A 22,868-nucleotide genomic window follows, 5' to 3' on the forward strand; every position below is an offset into this window, starting at 1 on the left:
TAATTGACGCTGAAAATCCCAGTTGTCATTTGACCTTATTCCTGCTGCAACACCTCAATACTCATCTATACTAAAAATAGTTTGTGGCATCTAAAGGAATAACAAAATGAACACTCACTCTGGTACTGGTCGCGGTGATTTCCATACTCTTTATCGGGGTCAATCTGTAGATGATCTCATAATAGAGTACATGGAAGAAAATAATATTCCGGGGATGTCTCTGGCGATTGTTCAAGCCCCATATATTACGCGAGTAGTGGGTTATGGATTCGCTGATACAGAAAAAAAACTTTTGGTTTCGACACGCACACTCTTTCATGTAGGTCAATTAACTCATGCATTTACTGCAGTTGCCATAATGCAACTAATAGAAGAAGGGAAACTGAAATTAGATGACTCAATTTCTACTTCTATATCGTCTCTTCCACAAGAATGGCAAGGTGTTACTATTCGACAATTATTAACTCACAGTTCAGGAATACCTGATTATTCAGAATGTGAAGGTTTTTCTTATCACAAAGATTATAAGCCTGAAGAGATTTTTAATTTAATTAAAGATCCAAATTTACTCTTTCCTTCAGGCACCAAAATGCAACCCAGCGCCTCAAATTATTACCTCCTCGGGATTATTATTGAAAATGCCAGCGATATGAGTTATGAATCATATATCACTAAAAATCAAATTGAGCGTGTGGGTTTAAAACGTACATTTTTCATTAAAAACATCTCCTCAATCGATAATGAAGTGCACAACACTAACCGTCCTTTTAAGCACAGCAAATTTTTGCATAATCCATCTTATATCGACCCCTTGGAAGTTGCTGTTGGCTATGCAGCAGATAACCATGCACTCCCTGGAATCACGTGGACAACTACTTTTGCACACGGCGGTGTCATTGCGTCAGCAGAAGATATCAGCATATGGGATATCGGTCTAGCGGGAACTATTTTAATCAAAGAAAGTGAGAATAGAGATTTTCTATATCATTGTATTACTTTAGACAATGAAATGGTCATACCTGGGAATGCGGGTTGGTTATTTCCAGGTCATCCAGGATTAATGGAAATAAAAGGAAATATTCCTGGTTTCTCCGCTTTTTTAAGCCGTTTTACTGCACCAAATGAACTTTTATGTGTCACCCTTTTGGCAAATAAAGAGAATCTGTCTGATTTAGATATCTTAAGCCGTAAAATTGCAGCAGCTTTTGATATGAAACTAGGCGCACCAGAAGGTTCCGGTTCACAGACCCTGCAAAGCCCTTATTCTGTCTCCCAAACAATTCAGCGAATAATAGATATTATTACTCAAAAAGGCGGAAAAATATTTGCTCACATCGATCACAGTGGTGAAGCCCAAAAGGTAAACCAATCACTTCCTCCTACCGAAGTCCTTATTATAGGCAATCCAGCAAAAGGGACACCATTAATGCAAGAAAATGCAGCAATCGCACTTGATTTACCTTTGCGGGTAATGGCTACAGAAGACCAGAGTGGTCAAGTATGGTTAAGTTTCACTGATCCGGTTCAATTAGGTAAAAAATATCACTTACACAATGATGAATTAAAACAAATTGCAGCTGCTTTGCGCATGCTTTGTGAAAAAGCTGTATCCGCACAAAGTATTATTTAAGATAATTCTATTATCATGGGCTAAATGCAACAAAGCAGAACTTTGCTGCATTTAGTCAGGTTTATGCTTTTTCTTCTATTTCATATTTCTGAATTAATGCAGGATTTTCTGGTGATAAAGTAAAACTGACTTTAAGATTTGCTTTTTCTCCTTGGATAATAAAATAACCCCGTAATTGATTTTCTGGAATTACATCACCTACATTGAGGATTTTACCTGCTTTGGTGAACAGAGTTTGAGTTTTCTTTTGCAATGAAGCAACTGGTGAATCTAGAAAAAAATTCATTGCGAACAACCCGCTTGCTTTTACATTCTTCCATTCAGGGAGTAACTTCATTAATGCTTTTTGTCGTTCATGCAAAATTTTTGAAGGGGGTAACGCTCTTGGCCTCAATTGAGCTTCGTTAATCAGTTGATTCACCGCTTGGACATTAATTACCTCCGCAGCAGCATAAGTCACATTAGTTAATAAAACGACGCCTATTCCATATTCAGGCAACATGAGCCAATTACTACCAAAACCAGGAAGGCCGCCACTATGTCCTACCGATATTTTTTCATTACAATCTCTGGACCATCTTAAGCCATAGCCGTAAGCACTAATTGTCGGACACTCTTTGTCATTTACTTTAGCTGTTGAATTCACAGCATAAAATCGCCACGGTTGATGCATTTCACGAATGGAGCTTCTTTTTATTGGACCTGTTTCTGCATCATCGCGCGCAGGCCATGCATATTGATGTAATGCAACATAATGACTGAATGCTTCGATGGAAGTAATCATCCCTCCCATAGAAGCATAACTGCCATCGTGTAATAAGGGCTCTTCTTGCCAATCACCATTTACCCATTGATAACCATGTGCTAATTGATCTGTAGGAACTTGTGTAAATTCCCATGCGGCCTGCTTCATATCTAGAGGCTGCCAAATATTTGCAGCAATATATTCCTGATAGGAAACCCCTGATACTTTTTTAACAATTAATCCCAGAAGTGCAAACCCTAGGTTACTGTATTCAAATGATATTCCAGAAATATTAGATAAAGAAATTCCATGTTTTATTAGGTCGATTAATTCTTCATCCGTCTTACTCAAATTTCTATCACCCCATGGATTGTCTTCAGGGAATCCTGCCGAATGAGTTAATAAATCACGAATTGTAATCTCTGCTGCATCTTGGGTTAATTTCTGATTTTTTAATTCAGGAATATAAAAAAAGGCGGGATCATCCAATCTTAATTTGCCTTCATCGCGAAGTTTTAAAACAGCCATGGCTGTGAAGCTTTTAGTCATCGATGCAATGCGAAACATGGATCGAGTAGTCACAGGAGTTCTTTTGGCAATATCCGTGAAACCACTGCTTCCAGTATGTACTAGACGTCCATCTAAAATAATCCCATACACATAACCAGGAACATGATTTTTTTCAGCGTAGTTTTGGTACATTTCATCAATGGCTGGAAACACTGCCTGAATTTTTGTAAACCTGTGACTCTCAGTAAAAACAGGCGGAAGGTAGGAGAAATTATTTTGACTATTCGCCACCAGAGGAATCATTGCAGCGAGGACAAAAATTTTTTTTACGATGAAGCGGCACATGAAAAGAACCTTATAATCCAATTAAAAAAGCGGAATGAAGTATATAATATTTATTGACTGAAATGGCCATAAAATGAAAAATAGAGTCTGGAACCCCTCTATTTCATATTGGAACTATTTGCATGAAACTTTCAACACTGTTAAGAATGATACGGTTTTGGCCGCCTTTTTGGGGTGCTGGAATCAGCGTAAAAAAATTTCATTCTGATGGTACCTATATTGTGGTCCAAATGAAGATGCGTTTTTGGAATAAAAATTATGTGGGGACGCATTTTGGTGGTTCCATGTACTCAATGACTGATCCATTTTATATGTTAATGCTCATGCATTCATTAGGAAAGGGGTATATTGTTTGGGATAAATCAGCTTCCATTCGTTATAAAATACCCGCTAAAGGCACACTTTACGCACAATTTGAGTTATCCCCAGAACACGTTGAAAAAATTCGCCTTGAAGTCAATGAGGCAAAAAAAATTGACTCAGAATTTATTGTCCCTATAACCGACGAAGAGGGAAAAATCGTTGCTGAAGTAAAAAAGGTTCTTTCTATTATCAAAAAATAAAAACAGCACATCGAAGTGCTTTACAGGCGCACTTACTTAAAGGAAATGCTATGCCAATACAGCCTTTTTCAGAAGAAGAACAGGCTACTATTCTGAATTGCTTCAACAAGACTGTCAGTCCACATGCTCTATTCCTCCGCAATTATAACAAGAGCCTGTAAAACTTTTAGAATTCAGTTCTCCAAGGCCAAATCCGGCTTTTTTCTTTTGTGAAAAGAAAAAAGAAACGACACTTTGTGATGAACTAGCAACCCAAAATAGTTCCGACCAACAAGCCTTAAAATCAAACGTTAGCTTCCAAAGGTAAAAGTATATACTTTCACTCCAGGCTCACTCGCCATAATTTGCAGGTATCCACTGATAAATTTCTTTTCCGAAATCAACTCATAAAGAGAATATTTATCAACTAAAATGCTACTTTCCTGCAGCTTTTTTCCTGATTGTTCATCAGTTAAAACCACTTTAACCTTAATAGGTTTAGCAGTACTATTTCCCATAACAGCATATACTTTGCGTGCATTAAAGTGTATTTTAATCGCCGCATTTGCTTCTTGTGCAACGATATTCTCCGCATTGACTTGCCATAATCCGTCCAAGCCCCAGGCATTAGCAGATAATTTATCAGAAAAATGATAGCGAGTGGTTTTATCTTTTATGAGTTCGGGACTGTAATAGGAATCGGCCTTCGCATATCCCAAGTAAGTTTCTGGTGTTTGTGCAATACTTACTGAACTTTCTTTTAAAGACCTTATAGTGCTTAAGTCCTTAATCCCCAACAAAAAGCGAATATTGTTCTCCATCACCTCATACTCACCTTCACCAAAACGTCTATAGACCACATCACCTTTTTTATTAATTAAATAATGAGCAGGCCAATAATGATTCTTATAGTTTCTCCAGGTCATAAATTGATTATCAAGTGCTACAGGATATAAAATTCCATATCGTTTCACTGCAGCTTTGACATTATCTACATTTTTTTCAAAATCAAATTCAGGCGTATGGATACCAATAATGACGAGTCCTTTATCATGATAGCGCTTATGCCAATCATTAAGATAAGGTAAGGTACGTAAACAATTGATACAAGAATAAGTCCAAAAATCAATTAAGATCACTTTTCCACGTAAATCAATCAAGCGTAAAGGAGGTGAATTAATCCAGGCATCAACACCTTGTATCGGTGGTGCTTGATAAGTAAACCATAAGCCATTAATCAGTGAATTTGATGTTTTAATTCCTGTTTGAGGAACCACTGAAGAGGAGACCACCTCTCCTTCAAAGTAAACCATATAGACTACGCTCGCAATAATTACTCCTCCTAAAAATTTACGAAAAAGAGTGGCGCGTGTTTTAAAAAAGGAGAAGGTATTTATTAACTTTTTTCCGTATAGGGAAATAATAAACATGGGAATTGCAGCGCCCAGAGCAAACGCCATCAAAGTAAAGAAACTGATTAGTGTCGTTTCCTGTAATGCAGTCTGTACGATAATCGCTGCCAAAATTGGCCCAGCACAAGGAGTCCAAATAATTGCAATGATTCCCCCTAAGAAAAGTCCATTCCAAAATCCCCCTTCTGGTTTGTTGACTGAAGAAAAAAAGGTACTTATTCGAGTGAATCCCTGGGTTATTTTACCAAATTGCTCTGTTAAATAATTCGAGATCATGATGGCTCCCAAAAGGAGTAAAATGACATAACCAATCTCCCGAACTAAATTAAAATCGACATCTAAGTAATGTACTAATTGATGGGAAAAGAACACCAATAAGGAAAAAAACAAAGTAAAACCGACAATAATCCCCATCGGTCGTTTTTTGGATCCGGTAAGTGACCCTGCTAGAAAAATAGGTAAGATAGGCAAAATACAAGGAGAAATAATTAGGGCAAACCCTTCAATAAATCCTAAGATAAGATTAATAAAATTCGTTTCCATTTTATTTCCGGAAATCGCAATTTCAATTTCGTTCGATAACTCATGCAATCATTGTTTTTGAGCGAGATGTCAATAACATTGCCCTGTCGTAAAAATAAATAGGCCAGTGAAAATAGGAGCTCCTAACAATGGCTGTATTTTACAAACGCACATGAGCGCCACTTTCTTGTAACCGTTTAGCAACAACCAGCTGAATATTGTCGCGCGCACGTGCAGGAAAATATTGATAGACTGCCAAAAAGTCACTTGCGCTAATCGTCAGAAACTGACAAGCAGTGATGGTACTAATACGCGCCGTTCTGCGAATATTGCGTAAAATAGCGATTTCCCCGAACACATCACCAGCCCCCAAAGTATTAATGCGTTTCCAACCCATTGACTGTGTTTTTATAGAAACTTGCACCGAACCTCGAATAATAATATAAAGCTTGTCCCCTATTTCACCTTGTTCGATAACGATTTCTTCAGGCCTATAATTTTCAATAACACATTTATCAGCTAGCATTTTCTGTTCAATGTGACCAATGCCTGTAAAAATAGTTGCACGAGAAAGTATGGGTATTAAATCTAATTGAGATTGAGATAAATGATTACTGGGTTCCATATCCTTTCTCCCTATTCAAAAAAAAGAATTACCTTATAAATGAAATGCCTTATAATTAGAGTATAGTTGTTTTTTCTAAAATTTTTTAAGATCAGGGTAATCGCGGAGTTGATCACAGAATAATTGACCTAAAAATAATAAGACACTGAGCAAATCAGCTACCCCCCCTGGACTAACCCCTGCTTCAGAAAAAAGTTGATGCAGCTTCAATGCCTTCTTTTGACGAGTTTGTAAACATCGAACTGCCAATAACTCTGCTATTTTGTGTTTTGCATCATCCAGCGCTAACTTACCTTTCCTATAAAGAATGTTCGTATCATCCATATGCAGTAAAAGCTCTGAGTACGCAAACAAACAGACGGTATCCAGGGATTGGGTCTCAATGAAAAGTGAAATAAAATCAGGAAGTAATTGAAAAATTAAATCATACCCATGAATTGCCATTTGCTTGGCATCAACAACCTTATATCTTTGACGCACTATAGCCCCATGACTTTCTGGATCCCCATGATGGTTCACCAAATACCTTGGCCAGTCTTTCAATATTTGCCGGTGAACATCCTCAGGAGTGAATTGTTTTTTTTCCTGGGCCAGCCTTATTACAGAAACGCAAACGATACCCAAAGCAAAAATAGCACCACGATGAGTATTTACTCCCTGAGTTTTTCCCAGCATGCGCTGTTCTGCCTCAATAGCCACTTGTTTTAACGCCTCAAAAGAATCATTTACTAATCCTTTTTTTGTGATTTGATAAAAATAATGGCGTAAGGTAAATAAGCTACGATAAAATGTTTCACCGTTCATATCATGATGTGCCCCTGTATCCTTAAAGCTGACCAAGCCTGGTTTAGGGTACGCTTTGACTTCAAAATAAAGGGCTCTAACTGCTATTCTGGCGAGCGTTCGTTCACAGCAATGGATAGTGTTCATAAAGTTCTGCTCTTGATAATAACGTAACCTTGTCCCTACTCTTACACAACAGTTTTTTTGCAGATAAATGAAGCAACTCTTTAATAGGAATATCACCAAGACAAGGAAAACGAACCTCGCCATCAATAATTCGATTTAATTTTTTTGTTAACGCAGCAATAGATTCACTTAAATCAACTAAAGAATAGTTTTGGTACGAGATAAGTAAATCAAGATCTGAAGCGTGATCAACAAAAGAATATCCTGATACATAATGAAACAAAAATGATCCATAAACAGCAATATCAGAAATTGGCAACAGCTTAATAAAGGTATCTAACTTTTTTATCCCGTAATAAGAAGAAAAAAAATCCTGCATCTCCAGGAGTTGAGGAAGCGGCTTTTGTTTTTGCACAAATGATGGGGCAACCTGTAAACCAACGCGGTGCTTATTCCCGGCATGCAAAAGAGTTAATCCCAGATTAATTGTTTCCTGGTGCATTAATTGTTTGGCATAAATACAAGGCAAGCCTTTTTCAAGCCAGAGGGATACTTGTTCTTCAATCATTTTCTTATTTTCATGAATCGAAGCAACAGCAAAATCTGCATCCGGTTGAAGATAAATTAAATGATGCCTTTGTAAACTCATAAATGATTGGCTACTTTATTGATAATTGAGTAGGCAAGCTTTCTACCTCCTCGCTTGCTCCCCAAGAGTGCCCGATCATCTGTAGTATTTTTCTTTTGAATCGCCCAATTGATTTTTTCAGCAAGTTCAGATGAATTGACAATCTCATGCAAGCCACCAAGTTCATAAAAATTTTGTACCCCAGGGGCAAAAACTGGAAATGTCTTACTGAGATCCTGAAGCGTGCTTAATTCTATTTTGGTTACTTTGGCAATCCCTTCTAACCACATCACAGCTAATGCTGCATCAGGTAAAGCTAAAATTGTATCTGCCATCAAACCATAGGCAATAAAAGCCCCACCTAATGCTTGGTTATAAACAAGCGATATTAAGATATTTCCCTGTTGGCGCAGGCATTCCAAACATTCAAGTAAATGACCAAAATATTGTTGCATGCCCAACCATTCATCACGCATTGTTAATTCTTGTCCAGCAACATCGACTAAAAGCAGAACTGGCTCTTTTGATCGACTCTCAAGAATGTCGATGACGTGCTGAGCCATAATCAACGCTTGTTCTACGCCTAGGAATGTTGACTCTTTTACCCCAAGAATATGAATCAATTGATTATTCAGCATTGCTTGTCCATAAACAACCGATTGATTCTCTGCCAACTCCACTTCCTGAGAAAAGATTTGTTGGAGAAGATCCTTTAATGCAACCATTTTCTTATTCCTTCTGCATGAGTCGTACGTATCCCTTGATTTCGTTTTTTTGTCGTTCCCGCAAGCGGGAACGACAACAATCCTAAACCTTGCCTCGTAGCCTGGGTGCAGCGAAGCGGAACCCGGGAATCCAAAATCCGGTTAAACCCGGGTTCCGCTTCACTGCACCCGGGCTACGATTTTTACGATTTCTTTTTTATATGTTTTGCTGCATCCAAAAATTCTCGCTCGTCCATATCAAAAAGAGTTGCAGCATATTTTGGAGCAACTTGCTTGAGATAGGTACCCTCTTCTTGGAACCCCTGGGTTTCCTGCAAACGCTTTTTTAACAATGCATGCTTTTGCTTTATGGAGTTAAGATCCAAAGAAACGCCCTTATCAAGCGCAACAATCAGTTTAGCGCGTAACGTACCGACATCCGAACCCGCATAGCTTTGAGCAATATTCTGTAAATAGCGAGTTTTTCCTCCATATACACGCCACACTAGAGCTCTATCTTGTGAATTAAATGCTTTAACACCAGCGACTGCCTGAATCACCTCCGGACCGGATACTCCAATACGCCCTACTTCATTAATCACCAGATAATCCAAACACGCAGAAATAATCCCCATACCACCAAAAGCGCCATTTTTCCCACAAATAACACCTACTGTAGTTACTCCATGGCGCCTTGCTTCAAAAACAGCACGAATCGTTTCTGAAATGGATATTTCTCCTGCATTGGCTTCATGTAAACGCACCCCTCCACTGTCAATGAGAAGAATTACCGCCTTAGCTTGGGTGGCAATCGCGGCTTTAAATAAGCCGGTAAGTTTCGCCCCATGAATTTCACCCACTGCCCCTCCCATAAAATCTTTTTGCTGGGCCGCAACAAGTACTTTGCTCTTTTGTAACAGGGCTGAGCCAATAACGATGCCATCATCTGCTTCACCTGGCAAATTTAAAGCAGCTAAATAGGGGCTATAAAGCTTTTCATCAGCAAGCCACTCAGTGAACGAATCTTTATCAAAAAGAACCTGGATTCGTTCACGTGCATCAAGCTCTTCATAATGATTCCCTATTTTGTGGTTCCCTTGAAATTCCTCTAATGCCTGGCTTAAACGCAATAAAACGACTGCGGGTATTGCTCCATTATCATTGAGGGTAAATTGCAAACCAACAGGTTGGTGTTGATTTACAAAATCGCCAACAACCATCTTCCAAACTGGCTTATAATGATCAATTGCAGTCTGAATCGTAAAAATTGTCTCAGAAGTGGGGTTTTCTTCAATAATGACTTCCAGATTACCTGAGCCGACAACGCCACAAACGGTTTTTTTGCCTTGTAAACGTTCACCAGGAAGTGTAAAACGAAATTCCATTTTTTCCATATTCTTTACCTACCAATTTCTAAATTTTACAGGCGGTTCATATAAGCCCTTTGAACGATCAACAAGGTCACGAATTGACTTAGCTGCCAATAAATCTCGAGTTGCATCAGAGACCTTGATTCCTAAATCTTCAGGGCGTTTAATGACACCTCGGTGACGCAATTCCTCAACCTTTTTCCTATCGCGCTTTATTCCAACTTCGGTATATCCTGCAATACCTCGAATAGCCTGTTCACGCTCCTCAAGAGTGCGGCACATCAGAAGATTGGCAATGCCTTCTTCCGTAACAACATGACTTATATCCTCTCCATAAATCATCACCGCAGGCAAATCAGCATTCATCGATTTTTGCAAAGCCCAGGCATCCAGTTTTTCAACAAATGTGGGTTGTGCTGAACTTTGGAACGTTTCTACCATTTGAATCACTAATTTTCTTCCGCGCGGCATTTTTAATCCCAATGCCTCACTTCGTTCTTGGCCTGCTTTCAACCAGGCATAAGAAGAGTGGCGCCGGCCAGGGGCATCACACCCCATGTTAGGGGCACCGCCAAAACCCGCGATACGTCCCTCAACAGCTGTAGAACTATTTCCCTCAAGATCCATCTGCAATGTTGCGCCGATAAAAACATCGCAAGCATAATGCCCTGCTAATTGACCTAACATACGATTCGAACGCAAACATCCTTCTTTACCTGTAAAAAAAACATCGGGTCGGGAAGCTGCATAACGATTCATTCCTACCTCGCCGCCAAACGGATAAATGGTTTTTACAAATCCTGCTTCAATCGCAGGTATTAAGGTAGGTACAGGATTAACAATCCAGTGTTGGCATATTTTTCCTTTTAGACCTAATGATTCAGCATAGGTAGGCAACAGCAATTCAATAGCACATGTATTAAACCCTACACCATGATTTAAGATATTCACTTGATAAGGTGCGTATATTCCTTTAATCACCATCATGGCCATTAATATTTTTACTTCATCAATATGAGCAGGATCACGGGTAAAAAGTGGCTCGATATAAGATGCTTCCGAACCTTGAACAATGATATCAACCCAATCTGCTGGAATATCAATTCGCGGTAAGCGATCCACTACCTCATTGACTTGTACAACAACCACACCATCTTTAAAATTGGTCGCTTCGATAATAGCGGGAGTATCTTCTGTATTTGCTCCGGTAAATAAATTTCCCTCCCTGTCTGCTTTATCTGCCATCAACAAACAAACATTTGGGGTCAAATCGGCGACCAAGCGTCCAAAAAGTTCATTATAAGTATGAATATTACCTATCTCGATCTTTTTATTTTTTACCATATCAGCAAGACGAGTCGATTGTGGGCCTGAATAGGCAAAATCAATTCGGCTTGCAATCCCTTTTTCAAACACATCAAGATGTTCTGGTAACGCAATAGCGGATTGAATCATATGTAAGTGATTTATTTTAGCAGGATTTAATTGAGTCATAGCGGCAGCTAAAAAATTGGCCTGCTTTTGATTATCTCCTTCAATACATACTCGATCACCCGAGTGAATGAGATGTGAAAGTACTGTTATTATGTCATTTGCCTCAACAAATTTATCGTTCCTAAGATAAGGTTTAATCTTGGACAGACGTTTTAAATATTTTTTTTTATTCTGATCCCACATTATTGCTTCCTGCCTTATAATTTTTCGATTTTACTTTATACCATTTTTTTGCATGAAACAAAGAAAGGATACACTGGATAACCCCAAGATATAGCTTTTATCTCGTCTTTAGTGGAGTTTAAGTCTGGGCTTTACTCTGCGACTTAACAAATTCGATAAAGTGAGCAAACAAACCCGCCACCAACCATATAAAGAAATTTGATGTTGTTTGTATAAAGATAAATAAAATAAACGCGCTAGTTTTCCTTCGATCATTAAATTCTTAGTAATTTTACCCATCAAGTTACCCACTACATGATGACTTAATGTAACCAAGGAGCCATGGTCGCGATAATGATAAAGAGGTAAAGGTTTACCTTCTAAATAGTTATTCAAATTTTTATACAGAAAACGGGCTTGCTGATGTGCCGCCTGCGCGCGCGGCGGCACAGTTTTGTCTGAATTGGTTTGTGGGCAGCTCGCACAATCACCTAAGGCAAAAATCGAATCATCCAGGGTTGTTTGTAATGTTTGCTTGACTAGTAACTGGTTGATTTGATTAACCTCCAAACCATCCAAATGACGCAAAAAATCTGGGGCCTTAATACCAGCAGTCCAAACAATAAGATCTGCAGGAATAAATTGTGTTGATTTAGTATGTAAGCCTTTTTCTGTCACTTCATTCACTTGTTCGTTAACACAAATTGTTACACCCATACGTGTTAATTCAGTAAACACTTTTTCGGAAAGCTCTTTTGGAAGTGCAGTCAACAACCTGCTTGCAGCCTCGATTAGAGTAAAAGAAATAATTTCGGATTGAATGCCAATTCCATAATTTATAATTTCGTGGATTGCATGATTCAATTCTGCGATTAATTCAATCCCAGTAGCACCACCACCTACGATGACCACATTAAATTGGCTTTGTTGGGGTTGCTGGGAAAGTCGCATGAAATGATTTAATAATTCGCGATGAAAATAGACTGCTTGGTGAATGTTATCTAAAAATAAACAATGTTCACGCACTCCTGGGATACTAAAATCATTAGCAACACTGCCCACGGCAATAATTAAAATATCAAATGAAAGGGCTCTCTTTGGGAGAACCTCTTGTTCGTGACTGTAAAATGGAGATAAATAGATTTCTTTTTTACTCCGGTCTAAACCTTCAAGTGCCCCTAAAACAAAGTGAAAATGATGCGTGGCAGCATAGGCAAGGTAGTCAATTTCATTTTCATTTGTAAAGAAACTCCCTGCTGCAACCTCATGTAACAGCGGTTTCCAAATATGGGTAGACGTACAATCAACCAGAGTGATGGCAGCTTTGCCTCTTTTTCCATATTTATTGCCAAGCAATGCAGCCAACTCCATTCCTCCTGAACCACCGCCTACAATGACGATGTTTGGTATTTTATATGGCATAAAAACTCTTCTTTGGAATAAATCATTATTACTATAAATATACCAACGATTTGTTATTTTTAATGCATTATTCCATTAAATGAAACAATAATTATCGTTATCACAAATCAAGTTCTGTTACGTACCACAGGTAATGCGGACTAGATGTAGTGTGGCGTGGTGTGCGCCTTTATAAACATGCATCCCAAGGCTTACCGTTGCGCCACAGAAAATCCCAAACAATTTTGGTCAAGACAATAGAAATGTAGATGGATCCTACTTATTCACAGTCAAACTTACATTCATGCAAAGGGATAATTTTGGTCTTTTTTATCCACTTATGTCCGATCCAAATCATTAAAAACAGTGGTACGCCAATATAAGAAATAAGCAACCCATACCAATCTTTTGGGGTTGCCATTAGAGCAGAATAATTCTGACCGCTAATCACAATCATGCACACACCAAAAGCAAATAAAGGACCAAAAGGATATCCCCTAGCTAAATAAGGAAGTTGAGCTGGGTCTTTTCCTTGACACAAATAGGCTTTGCGAAAGCGATAATGGCTCATTGCTATTCCCATCCAAGCAATAAATCCGGAAAGGCTTGTTGCATTGAGTAACCAAAAATAAACGGTACCATTACCAAAAATGGAAGATAAAAAAGCCATCATCGCAACAACACTTGTTAAGGCTAAAGCATAGATTGGTATTCCTCTTTGATTAACCACAGAAAAAATTTGAGGAACATGACCTTCCTTGGCAAGATGCCAAAGCATTCTGCTGCCAACATACATACTTGAATTTGCGGTTGATACGATTGCAACAAGAATCACCGCATTCATAATCATTGCAGCAAAAGCTTTATCATATTGTTGAAACACCAAGGTAAAAGGACTCATTACTACATCAGAGCTGATTAATTGTGATGAAGTATAAGGTATTAAAAGACTGATAATAAAAAGTGATAAAATGAAGAATATTAAAATTCGCCAAAAAACCATTTTTATTGCTTTGGGAATTGTTTTATCAGGATAAACACTCTCTCCTGCAGCAACGCCGATTAACTCCGTACCTTGAAAAGAAAAACCTGCTGCAACAAAAGCAGCAAGAACACCCATCCATCCACTATGAAATGGTGCATCGCCAATACGCCAATTTTGAAATCCCCCTGCTTTATAATCTGTGAAACCGAAAACCAGAAAAGATCCAGTCACAATAAAGAGAACAATGACTGTGATTTTAATAAATGAAAGCCAATATTCTACTTCGCCAAATGCTTTAGTTGATATCGCATTAAAACCTATGATCAGAAAGAGAAAAACCGAACACCAAAGAAATGATGAACTCTCAGGAAACCAAAAATGCATCATTAATGCAGAGGCCGAGATTTCTGAAGCAATATAAATGGCGCAACTATACCAATAATTCCATCCTAAAGCGTATCCTAAAGAGGGATCAAAAAAACGAGCAGCATAAACATAAAATGATCCACTTGTTGGCATGAATGCAGCCATTTCACCAAGACCCGCCATCAAAAAATAGACCATGATCCCCATGATCAAGTAGGCAAGCAATGTACCACCAGGGCCCGCCATGGATAAAGCATTCCCACTTGCTAAGAAAATGCCTGTTCCAATAGAACCACCCAATGTGATCATTCCCAATATACGCGCATTAAGCTTGCGTTGCAGCGAGGGCTCTTGAGCTAAATCATGCATCATTCAATCCTTGAATTTGGGAAAAGGGTAAGCGCTCACACTACCATTAAGTTAAAGAATCATCTTTACTTACTATTCTTTATTCGATTAATCATTAAGAAATTCGCAAAGCAACCGTTGAAAATGATGAGTTCCCTGTTCTTTCGTGGGAGAAAAACGACCTGTTTCATAAAAACGAGAACGAATTCCCCGCTGGACTGACTCAACAACTGCTTCATCTTCACGTTCTACTTTATCCAAATCACCACCTGCTCCTTTACCTAACTTGGTTTCATCAAGAACATAAGTTAAAAATGAAACTTTAGTTAATTCAGGCCCTAATGGCTTCACTACATTGACAGAGCATCCCCACGGATAAAAATTAAGCATTGTGTTTGGAAAAATCCAATAATAATAAGCGGCGACTTGTTTACCATAGTCAGGCGAATCTTTAGGTAAAACAAAACTCTCTTCCCCATGGCTGGCTAGAGCCAATTGCAAATTACAATAACGATAAAGCTCTGTGGTATAGGTGGTGCAATCAATCACTTTTCTTAATGAATGATGGACAAAAGGGATGTGCAATGCTTCAAGATAATTTTCGCAATACAACGCCCAATGTGCTTTAACTAAATAGTCGCGTGAGCGATTCAGATCAAGACGCATTTTTTCCATGGGCAACCAGAAAAGGCGTTCTTTAATATCAGCAAACACGTCCTTAAAAGACACTTGAGGCGCTAATGAAGCGAAAAGAAATGGCTCAAGACAATCAAATGGAATTTGCGGTAAATTATCTTTTGCAGTTGGGAAATTGCAGGTCTTTTCAAATTCAGGCATATGCAGGAATTCGCCACAAAGATTGAATCGACGCCCATGATAGGAGCACTTAATTTTCTCAGCAGAACACGGTGCCTCAATCAAAATATTACCCCTATGGGTGCATACATTACTCAGACAACGAAAGCGGTTTTGCTCATCATGAACAAATAATAAAGGTTCATCCAACAATCCTGGCAATAACGTAAAAGGTACCAATTGCCCATCCAATCGCAAGCTTTCTGCACTGCAACAAAACTGCCACGTTCTGGCAAATATTTTTTCTTTTGCTTGTTCGAAACACTCCAAAGACGTATAAAAATATGCAGGTAAAGTAGAGGCTTTTGCTATATCGGGATCTACATAGAACTTATTCATGATCAACTTCCTTTTAAATATTCCTGCCTTGCTTATTGGGCAGGACAACTTTGACGATATTAAAACACCAATCATTCGTGTTATCCATATATCTTTGTAGATTCAGAAGTAAACACTACTGACAAAAGCTGTCAGCATGATCTTTTAAACTCAAACCTCCATTAAATTAAAAGGAGTTCTTTATGTATCTTGATCCCAATTTAATCATTTTTTATGTTGATGCTCCCCTGATTAGTGCATCATTTTATGAGCAGTTACTCAAGAGCCAACCTATTGAATCATCGCCTACTTTTGTCATGTTTTTATTAAAATCAGGGATGCGTTTTGGTCTATGGTCAAAGCACTCTGTTGAACCTCGGGCAACAACACTTGGTGGTGGAGGAGAGCTTTCATTGCAAGTGCAAGATGATCATGTGATTGACGAACTTTATACGCTCTGGCAACAACAGGGGATCCAGGTTGCTCAGCCCCCGACGATGATGGATTTTGGCTATACCTTCGTAGCACTTGATCCAGATCATCATCGTCTTCGCATTTTTTCATTGAACCCCGAGAAAAGTGCTTCTTAACCCCAATCTTGGAAAGATTGGCTTGCACTGCCATTAAGCTAAAGGATTTTTGATCTTACCTTGCATGTCCCACGGCATGTTCGTGAGCTCCAGTGGCAGTGAGCTCTTCACACCAATTTTTCTACTCTACCGCACTTTATATCTGGGTGTTCTCCATTGCCATCTCTGCTCAGGGATGACAGAGTTCTCACTTGACTGAAATCTTATAATTTTATAGGGAGCACTCAGGCATAAAGCGCAGAGCTTTATAAAAAACTATCTATTCTCTTTAGAAATGTGATGAACTGGCTGAAAAAAGTACCATATAAATTATGATTCCCGGGTTTCGGCTTACGCCTTCACCCGGGCTACAAGCTATTACTCTTCTACTGTAATATCAATTTTTTTCTCAACTGCCATTTCCTTTTTAGGAATCGAAATTTCCAATACCCCTTGTTTGTATTTAGCGCTTATTTTTGTATCGTCAGCAGTTTGCGGTAAGCTAAAGCGACGATAAAACTGACCTTGGGAACGTTCCATACGAGTATAGCCATTTTTGTTTTCTGTTTTCTCGAAATGACGCTCGCCACGAAGCGTTAAAATATTATGTTCCAAGGATATTTGGATGTCTTCTTTATTCACACCAGGAATATCTGCAAGTACTAAAAAGCGCTCTTTTTCTTCTTTAATATCTACGGGAGTCGTCCATGTACTTGTGTCTACTATAGAAGAATCTGCTTGTTGTCCCCTGAAAAAATTCTCTAAAAAGGAACCAAGTTCATTGTATACAGGAAAATAATCACGTCTTATGATACTCATAACCCTCTCCTAAATAGTGTTCTACATATTTATAAATAGAGGCGTTTTATTAAAATTCAAGAGAATAGTGTATGAATTGTAAGATTAAGTTATTATCAATAAAAAGGAATGATTTCTAATTGAAACGGAGCATCATAATGCAGCATCTAATAAAAATTTTGACGTTAATATTGGGTTTTACCTACGCATTTACTGGCTTTGCAAGTTCATCTGCGACAGAGATGCCAATTTTGGGCAAAACATTAACTCAAGCAAAGCAACAAAAAATGACCCCAAAACAAGCGCTACAGCGCCTGAAAGAGGGAAACCAGCGCTTTTTAAACCATACCCAAATATCCAGAGATTATTTAAAACAAGCGTATCAATCTTCTTATGGGCAATATCCATTTGCAGTGGTTCTCAACTGTATGGATTCACGGAGTGTTCCTGAATTCTTTTTTGATCAAGGTTTAGCTGATTTATTTACCTTACGTGTAGCTGGCAATGTACTCAATGAAGATATTTTGGGTAGTATGGAATTTGCAGCTAAAGTAGTTGGATCTCGTCTTATTGTAGTCTTGGCACATACTTCATGCGGTGCTGTAGCAGGTGCGTGTGAAGGTGCCCAACTCGGACATTTAACTGATGTTTTAGACAAAATTAAACCCGTTGTGCAAACAAGTATGCAAGGGCAAGGAACAAAAAATTGTACTGATCCTAAACTAATTGATGCCATCGCTAAAGCCAACGCCTTAAGAATTGTCAGAGAAATACAAGAAAGAAGCCCAATACTCAAAGATTTAATTAGTAAAAAACAAATAGGGATTGTGGCAGGCCTACATGATATCAAGACAGGTAAAGTAGCGTTTTTTGAAGAAAAACGTTCCCTTCCCAATTAAATATAATATAACCTGGGTGCATGCACTGTCTCTTGAGCACATCCCTGCCTATGCCCCGCGGCTTTGTCCGCGGGACGTCGGAATAGGCAGAACTGGTTTTCAGCGATGTGTAGAAGATTCAGGCGCACGCAGCAGAACCGGGAATTCTATGCCAATTCATGTAAACCGGGATCCGCGGTGGGATCCCGCTCTACCAATAGAGTTCAATCAAGAAGTTTTCTTTAAAGCATCCATTAAAATGTTTTCAAATCGTCCCTGGTTCACCGCGGTACACACGCGTACCATGTTACCCTTTTCATCAACCACTGTAGTACCCGATTGTTTTTCTGGACTTAATACAACACGTAATTTTTTATTCGTGGATTTAACAATTGAATTATCATGTGCCACGACTGCAGAAAGCACATCCCAAAAATACCACTTATGATCAAATATTTCGGCCTCATTGCGATGAAAAAGTTCATAGAAAAATTGATTAGCTAGATTATTTTGATTTTGTTTCAATTTAAGATAAAAATCTTTTGTCACAGGAACCTGATTGGTTACATCCAGGCCTACCAGAGTGATAGGAATTTCTGAACGAAATACCTTGTCTGCAGCATAAGGATCAACATAGATATTCCATTCTGCAGTAGTATTTTGAATTGAATGATCCACTTCAACCAAATTTCCAGCACTATCCACTGCTCCACCCATAACATAAATCATTTTAATTTTGCTTTTTATCTCTGGTATCCGGACTACAAGTTCACCAAGATTTGTTAATGGACCAATAGCTAAAATCTCAACAGGCTCTTTCGCATTCTTTAAAGTAGACTCCAGTAACTGTAATGCAGTCTGTGAAGAGGACCTCGCAACTTTAGGTAACAAATCGGCGGCGCCTGCTAAATTATCCGCGGTTTTACGTAACCAGTCAGGGAATTGATGTGTTCCAGCCATCGGTGTATCACGTCCGCAGGCTAATGGAATTTTTTCATGATGCATTAAAGCCAATAATCCAGCAACATTTCTTAATCCAGATGGACAATGAGATTCACCGGTACCCACTACGGTTATCGCTTTAATATCAATGTCTTTTTGTGCTAACAAATAGAGAATCGCCAATTCATCATCAACTCCTACATCAGTATCAATAATAAAAGGTCTCGCAGCATGTACTAATGAAAACAGCAAAGATAAAATAAGAAAGACAACGGCTTTTACTCCCGAATTCATGATGAAACCTCCGTTTCCACATAGAGTCTTTTAATAGTTAATACTGCGACAAAACAAAGAATTGCACTCAGTGTTAGATAAAAGCTGGGAGCAAGGTTGTTGTTTAGTGCCTCAATTAAATAAGTAGCAATAAATGGAGTTAAACCTCCGAAAAAAGCAAATGCGAGATTATAAGAAATAGCAATTCCAGTGTAACGAATAGAGACTGGGAATAGTTCAACCAGCAAGCTGGGATAAACCATGATGGCGCTGCTCAAAATCGCAAAAATAAATAAGGCTGCAATCAGCGATGAAGTCGTTTGTCTGGATAAAGTAACAAATAAAATATAGCTTAATAAAATAAAACCAAATGCTCCAATTAAAAGCACCAATTTACGACCCAAACGATCAGCACACCAGCAAAAAAATATAAGTAACAAGGAATAAAAACCCAAATTAATCGTATTGAATAAGGTCGCTTGTTGTTTCGGATAAGCAAGGATCGTTGAAAGATATGTAGGCATATATAAAAATAATAAATTAATCATTACTGAGCCCAAGCACGTTAAACCAACACCTTGTAAAATTTTTCGCCAGTGCAAAGTAATTGCTTCGACAAAAGGCATTCGCGTATTTTCTGTTGAATTTTTAAATGCAAGAAATAAGGGGCTCTCAGCCAATTGTTTACGAATATAGAAACTGAATATTCCAAGTAATCCACCAAGTATAAAGGGAATACGCCAACCAAAACTCAATAATTGTGCATTTGAAAGTTGACTCGTTAGAATTAAACTAATCATTGCCCCCAGAAAAATACCTAAATTAAGACAAGAAAAAATAACACCACAAGCAAGTGCCCTGGAGCGCGGATTTACGTGTTCGCAAGTAAAGGTTAATGCTCCTGGAATTTCACCGCCAATTGATAATCCTTGCAATAACCTCAAAAAAATCAAAAGAATACTCGAAAAAATCCCTATGTGTTGGTATGTGGGTAACACTCCAATAAGAACCGTTGGAACCGCCATCAAGAGCACCGAAAAAATAAACGTTTTTTTACGACCGTATTTATCTCCAAAATGACTAAAAGCGATACCTCCTAATGGACGAATCAAATAGCCAATAGCGAAAACGGCATATACACTCATCAACGAGGCCAATTTGTCGGTTTCGGGAAAAAAAATCTGACTGATTATTGGTGCAAAAATAACGTAAATTACAAAATCATAAAACTCCAATGCACCACCCAAAGAAGCAAGAAAAATAATTTTTCGCTCACTGGGTTTTAATTTCAACTCATGCACCTGTAAATCCTTTTTTATGGCAAAGCTGTAAAATAGCATAACTTTTAATAGCGCTCATGATTTTTTTAAAATTAAGAACTTATCGTAATATTATTCTCATATTTAAGAAATGGCTCTTTATCTTGAGTTTTAGTAACATCAATGAAAACGACTCATTGTTTCACCAAAGATGAAAAACTATTCTCTTTCAGAGCAGATTATTCAGCGTGTTGAGGCAGCTGTTACTCAAGCACAAATTGATGCTTATAAAAAAGATGGCGCTGTTTGTATTCATCAAATTCTGAGTCCTATAGAAATAGAACTACTTCGAACAGGCATTGAGCTCAACCTGAGCTCCCCCAGCCCTAGCGTTAAAATTGCAAGTAAAAATGATGATCCGGGACAATTCATTGAAGATTTTTGCACCTGGCAAACGAATCCTCATTATCAACAATTTATTTTTGAATCACCAGTTAGTCTCATTGCTGGTAAACTCATGGAGAGTAAAAAAACAAGACTGTATCATGATCACCTTCTGGTTAAAGAACCAGGTACGCGGCAGCGAACCCCATGGCATCAGGATCAGCCCTATTACAATATTGAAGGAATACAAAATTGCAGTTTATGGATACCTGTTGATCCAGTACCTCGTGCATCCACCTTGGAGTTTATCGCAGGTTCTCATTTGGGACCATGGCTCATGCCTCGTTCTTTTATGGATAACCAAGCAAAATGGTTTCCAGAAGGAAGCCTTGCTGATCTTCCAGATATTGACTCAAAACGTGAAGATTACCCCATTATTGGCTGGGAAATAACTCCTGGTGACGTAGTTTGTTTTCATATGCTCACCCTTCATTCTGCAAGTGGAGTACGTTGCAATCAACGACGAAGAGTATTCTCTGTGCGTTTTCTTGGTGACGACATCACTCATGCACCACGGAAATGGGTAACCTCACCCGATTTCCCTGGATTGAGCGAACAGCTTCCCAAAGGAGCCCCAATGGACCACCCTTTATTTCCTGTAATTTGGGAAGGCTAGGCCCATTATGCATTTCGCCAGCTTAAGTCCAAATGGCTTGATTTTCGAGAGCCGAAGCGCGGCATATATAGAGTATGTCAGCATCATCGGATCACAAGGAAATCAGGGCAGTTTGGCCAAGATAGTAGAGATGTGCCTTAACAATTATTGTGAAACAATACCCATTTTTTTGAGCCATCTACACATGAGAAAAAGGCCATACTGAGATAGTTGTAAATTTTTGCAATAAAAATTCTGTTTTTTTTCTTAAAAATAAGCAATACTTCTTTCTGAATAAATCGTGGTAAAACCTATGGTTAAAATAAGACCTTTTCTTAAATGGGCAGGTAGTAAATACAACTGTCTGGAAAAGATTATTCCCTTTCTTCCTCCGGGTAAACGTCTCATTGAGCCTTTTGCTGGCTCAGGTGTCGTTTTTATGAATACGAATTATTCTTCCTATCTGTTGGCTGAAAGTAATTTTGATTTAGTCTACCTTTTTACTACATTACAACGAAATGGAGACGCATTCATTAAGCATTGCGAAACTTATTTTAGCCCAGAATTCAACCGTAAAGAAAAATATTATCAACTCCGATCTGATTTTAATATGTCGCCTCATTCAGCAGAAAAATCTGCACTTTTTCTTTACCTAAATCGTCACGGTTATAATGGATTATGTCGATATAACTCCAAAGGAATTTATAACGTTCCTTTTGGACTTTACAGCAAACCATATTTTCCACATAAAGAAATGCAACTTTTTCATTTGAAAAGCCAACAGACAGAATTCATCCATAATGATTTCAGAAAAACGTTTGAATACGCGGAGCGGGGCGACGTAATTTATTGTGATCCCCCCTATGTACTTCTTTCAGAGAAATCACACCATCTACCCTACACCAAAAAACTGTTTACAACAGAAGATCAAATTGAGTTAACGGAGTTAGCTAAAGAAACAGCAGCTAAGGGTATTCCAGTTATTCTTTCCAATCATGATACTGAATTTACTCGCTACCACTATAGAAAAGCAGAAATTAAAAGTTTTCCAGTATCGCGTTTTATTAATTGTCAGGGCTCGCTACGCCGGCCGGTAAAAGAATTAATTGCAATATTTAATTAATTCGCAGCGAAACCGTAAAAGCGCAGCATACATCTGTATGTGCGCATTGATTGGGAAAATTTTCTCGCAAGATGCACCAAATACGGCCGTTCCCTGATAGGGGCTGAGCACTTAGG

The 22,868-nt window shown here is 38.4% G+C and carries 20 protein-coding genes; 6 read left to right on the top strand and 14 right to left on the bottom strand.

Annotated features, from left to right (window positions below; genetic code table 11):
- The first annotated feature begins 106 nt into the window (after positions 1–106).
- On the top strand, positions 107–1,630 hold the full coding sequence (locus A8O27_RS05150) for a serine hydrolase (RefSeq protein ID WP_058460105.1): 1,524 nt from the start codon (positions 107–109) through the stop codon (positions 1,628–1,630).
- A gap of 61 nt (positions 1,631–1,691) precedes the next feature.
- Here A8O27_RS05150 and A8O27_RS05155 read toward each other — a convergent pair whose 3' ends face one another.
- Positions 1,692–3,230: a serine hydrolase domain-containing protein gene (locus tag A8O27_RS05155; RefSeq protein ID WP_058460104.1), complete on the bottom strand. Its 1,539-nt coding sequence runs from the start codon at positions 3,228–3,230 to the stop codon at positions 1,692–1,694.
- Between the two features lie 122 nt (positions 3,231–3,352).
- Between A8O27_RS05155 and A8O27_RS05160 the strand changes: the two genes are divergently transcribed.
- Entirely contained in the window at positions 3,353–3,793 is a 441-nt protein-coding gene (locus tag A8O27_RS05160) for a DUF4442 domain-containing protein (RefSeq protein ID WP_058460103.1), read from the top strand.
- Positions 3,794–4,083: 290 nt separating this feature from the next.
- Here the strand turns inward: A8O27_RS05160 and A8O27_RS05165 are convergent, their stop codons facing one another.
- From A8O27_RS05165 to A8O27_RS05210, 10 genes are all read right to left on the bottom strand, one after another.
- The gene (locus A8O27_RS05165) at positions 4,084–5,727 is read right to left on the bottom strand and encodes a cytochrome c biogenesis protein DipZ (protein ID WP_058460102.1); all 1,644 of its coding nucleotides are present in this window, start codon (positions 5,725–5,727) and stop codon (positions 4,084–4,086) included.
- Between the two features lie 139 nt (positions 5,728–5,866).
- Positions 5,867–6,331 (bottom strand): cyclic nucleotide-binding domain-containing protein, encoded by a 465-nt coding sequence (locus A8O27_RS05170; RefSeq protein WP_058460101.1) that lies wholly within the window; start codon positions 6,329–6,331, stop codon positions 5,867–5,869.
- 75 nt (positions 6,332–6,406) lie between these two features.
- Positions 6,407–7,261, bottom strand: coding sequence for a triphosphoribosyl-dephospho-CoA synthase (locus A8O27_RS05175; protein ID WP_058460100.1), 855 nt, complete (start codon positions 7,259–7,261; stop codon positions 6,407–6,409).
- Positions 7,239–7,889 (bottom strand): phosphoribosyl-dephospho-CoA transferase MdcG domain-containing protein, encoded by a 651-nt coding sequence (locus A8O27_RS05180; RefSeq protein WP_058460099.1) that lies wholly within the window; start codon positions 7,887–7,889, stop codon positions 7,239–7,241. The genes A8O27_RS05175 and A8O27_RS05180 overlap by 23 nt, the downstream gene beginning before the upstream one ends.
- Entirely contained in the window at positions 7,886–8,593 is a 708-nt protein-coding gene (locus tag A8O27_RS05185) for a biotin-independent malonate decarboxylase subunit gamma (RefSeq protein ID WP_058460098.1), read from the bottom strand. The genes A8O27_RS05180 and A8O27_RS05185 overlap by 4 nt, the downstream gene beginning before the upstream one ends.
- 182 nt (positions 8,594–8,775) lie before the next feature.
- On the bottom strand, positions 8,776–9,966 hold the full coding sequence (locus A8O27_RS05190) for a biotin-independent malonate decarboxylase subunit beta (protein ID WP_058460097.1): 1,191 nt from the start codon (positions 9,964–9,966) through the stop codon (positions 8,776–8,778).
- 9 nt (positions 9,967–9,975) lie between these two features.
- Positions 9,976–11,619 (bottom strand): malonate decarboxylase subunit alpha, encoded by a 1,644-nt coding sequence (mdcA, locus tag A8O27_RS05195; protein WP_058460096.1) that lies wholly within the window; start codon positions 11,617–11,619, stop codon positions 9,976–9,978.
- Positions 11,620–11,727: 108 nt separating this feature from the next.
- Entirely contained in the window at positions 11,728–13,020 is a 1,293-nt protein-coding gene (locus A8O27_RS05200) for an NAD(P)/FAD-dependent oxidoreductase (protein WP_058460095.1), read from the bottom strand.
- 259 nt (positions 13,021–13,279) lie between these two features.
- Entirely contained in the window at positions 13,280–14,722 is a 1,443-nt protein-coding gene (locus A8O27_RS05205) for an amino acid permease (protein WP_174223915.1), read from the bottom strand.
- Between the two features lie 84 nt (positions 14,723–14,806).
- Complete coding sequence (locus tag A8O27_RS05210; protein WP_058460093.1) at positions 14,807–15,892, bottom strand: SRPBCC family protein; 1,086 nt, start codon at positions 15,890–15,892, stop codon at positions 14,807–14,809.
- A gap of 182 nt (positions 15,893–16,074) precedes the next feature.
- On the opposite strand from A8O27_RS05210, the gene A8O27_RS05215 reads away from it, so the two are divergent.
- On the top strand, positions 16,075–16,461 hold the full coding sequence (locus tag A8O27_RS05215) for a VOC family protein (RefSeq protein ID WP_058460092.1): 387 nt from the start codon (positions 16,075–16,077) through the stop codon (positions 16,459–16,461).
- A 357-nt stretch (positions 16,462–16,818) separates the two neighbouring features.
- Here the strand turns inward: A8O27_RS05215 and A8O27_RS05220 are convergent, their stop codons facing one another.
- Positions 16,819–17,259: an Hsp20/alpha crystallin family protein gene (locus A8O27_RS05220; protein WP_058460091.1), complete on the bottom strand. Its 441-nt coding sequence runs from the start codon at positions 17,257–17,259 to the stop codon at positions 16,819–16,821.
- Between the two features lie 137 nt (positions 17,260–17,396).
- Between A8O27_RS05220 and A8O27_RS05225 the strand changes: the two genes are divergently transcribed.
- Positions 17,397–18,137, top strand: coding sequence for a carbonic anhydrase family protein (locus A8O27_RS05225; RefSeq protein WP_058460090.1), 741 nt, complete (start codon positions 17,397–17,399; stop codon positions 18,135–18,137).
- Positions 18,138–18,344: 207 nt separating this feature from the next.
- On the opposite strand, the gene A8O27_RS05230 is transcribed toward A8O27_RS05225, so the two are convergent.
- Both A8O27_RS05230 and A8O27_RS05235 read right to left on the bottom strand, forming a co-directional pair.
- Entirely contained in the window at positions 18,345–19,352 is a 1,008-nt protein-coding gene (locus tag A8O27_RS05230) for a nucleoside hydrolase (protein WP_058460089.1), read from the bottom strand.
- Positions 19,349–20,632 (bottom strand): MFS transporter, encoded by a 1,284-nt coding sequence (locus A8O27_RS05235; protein ID WP_235810547.1) that lies wholly within the window; start codon positions 20,630–20,632, stop codon positions 19,349–19,351. Before A8O27_RS05235 ends, A8O27_RS05230 begins: the two co-directional genes overlap by 4 nt.
- Positions 20,633–20,801: 169 nt before the next feature.
- Here A8O27_RS05235 and A8O27_RS05240 point away from each other — a divergent pair, with 169 nt between their 5' ends.
- Both A8O27_RS05240 and A8O27_RS05245 read left to right on the top strand, forming a co-directional pair.
- A complete protein-coding gene (locus A8O27_RS05240; protein WP_058460087.1) occupies positions 20,802–21,650 on the top strand; it encodes a phytanoyl-CoA dioxygenase family protein in 849 nt (282 codons plus the stop codon).
- A 292-nt stretch (positions 21,651–21,942) separates the two neighbouring features.
- Complete coding sequence (locus tag A8O27_RS05245; RefSeq protein WP_058460086.1) at positions 21,943–22,752, top strand: DNA adenine methylase; 810 nt, start codon at positions 21,943–21,945, stop codon at positions 22,750–22,752.
- Positions 22,753–22,868 lie beyond the last annotated feature (116 nt).

The organism is Legionella bozemanae, assembly GCF_001648595.1.
GTDB classification, from domain to species: domain Bacteria; phylum Pseudomonadota; class Gammaproteobacteria; order Legionellales; family Legionellaceae; genus Legionella; species Legionella bozemanae.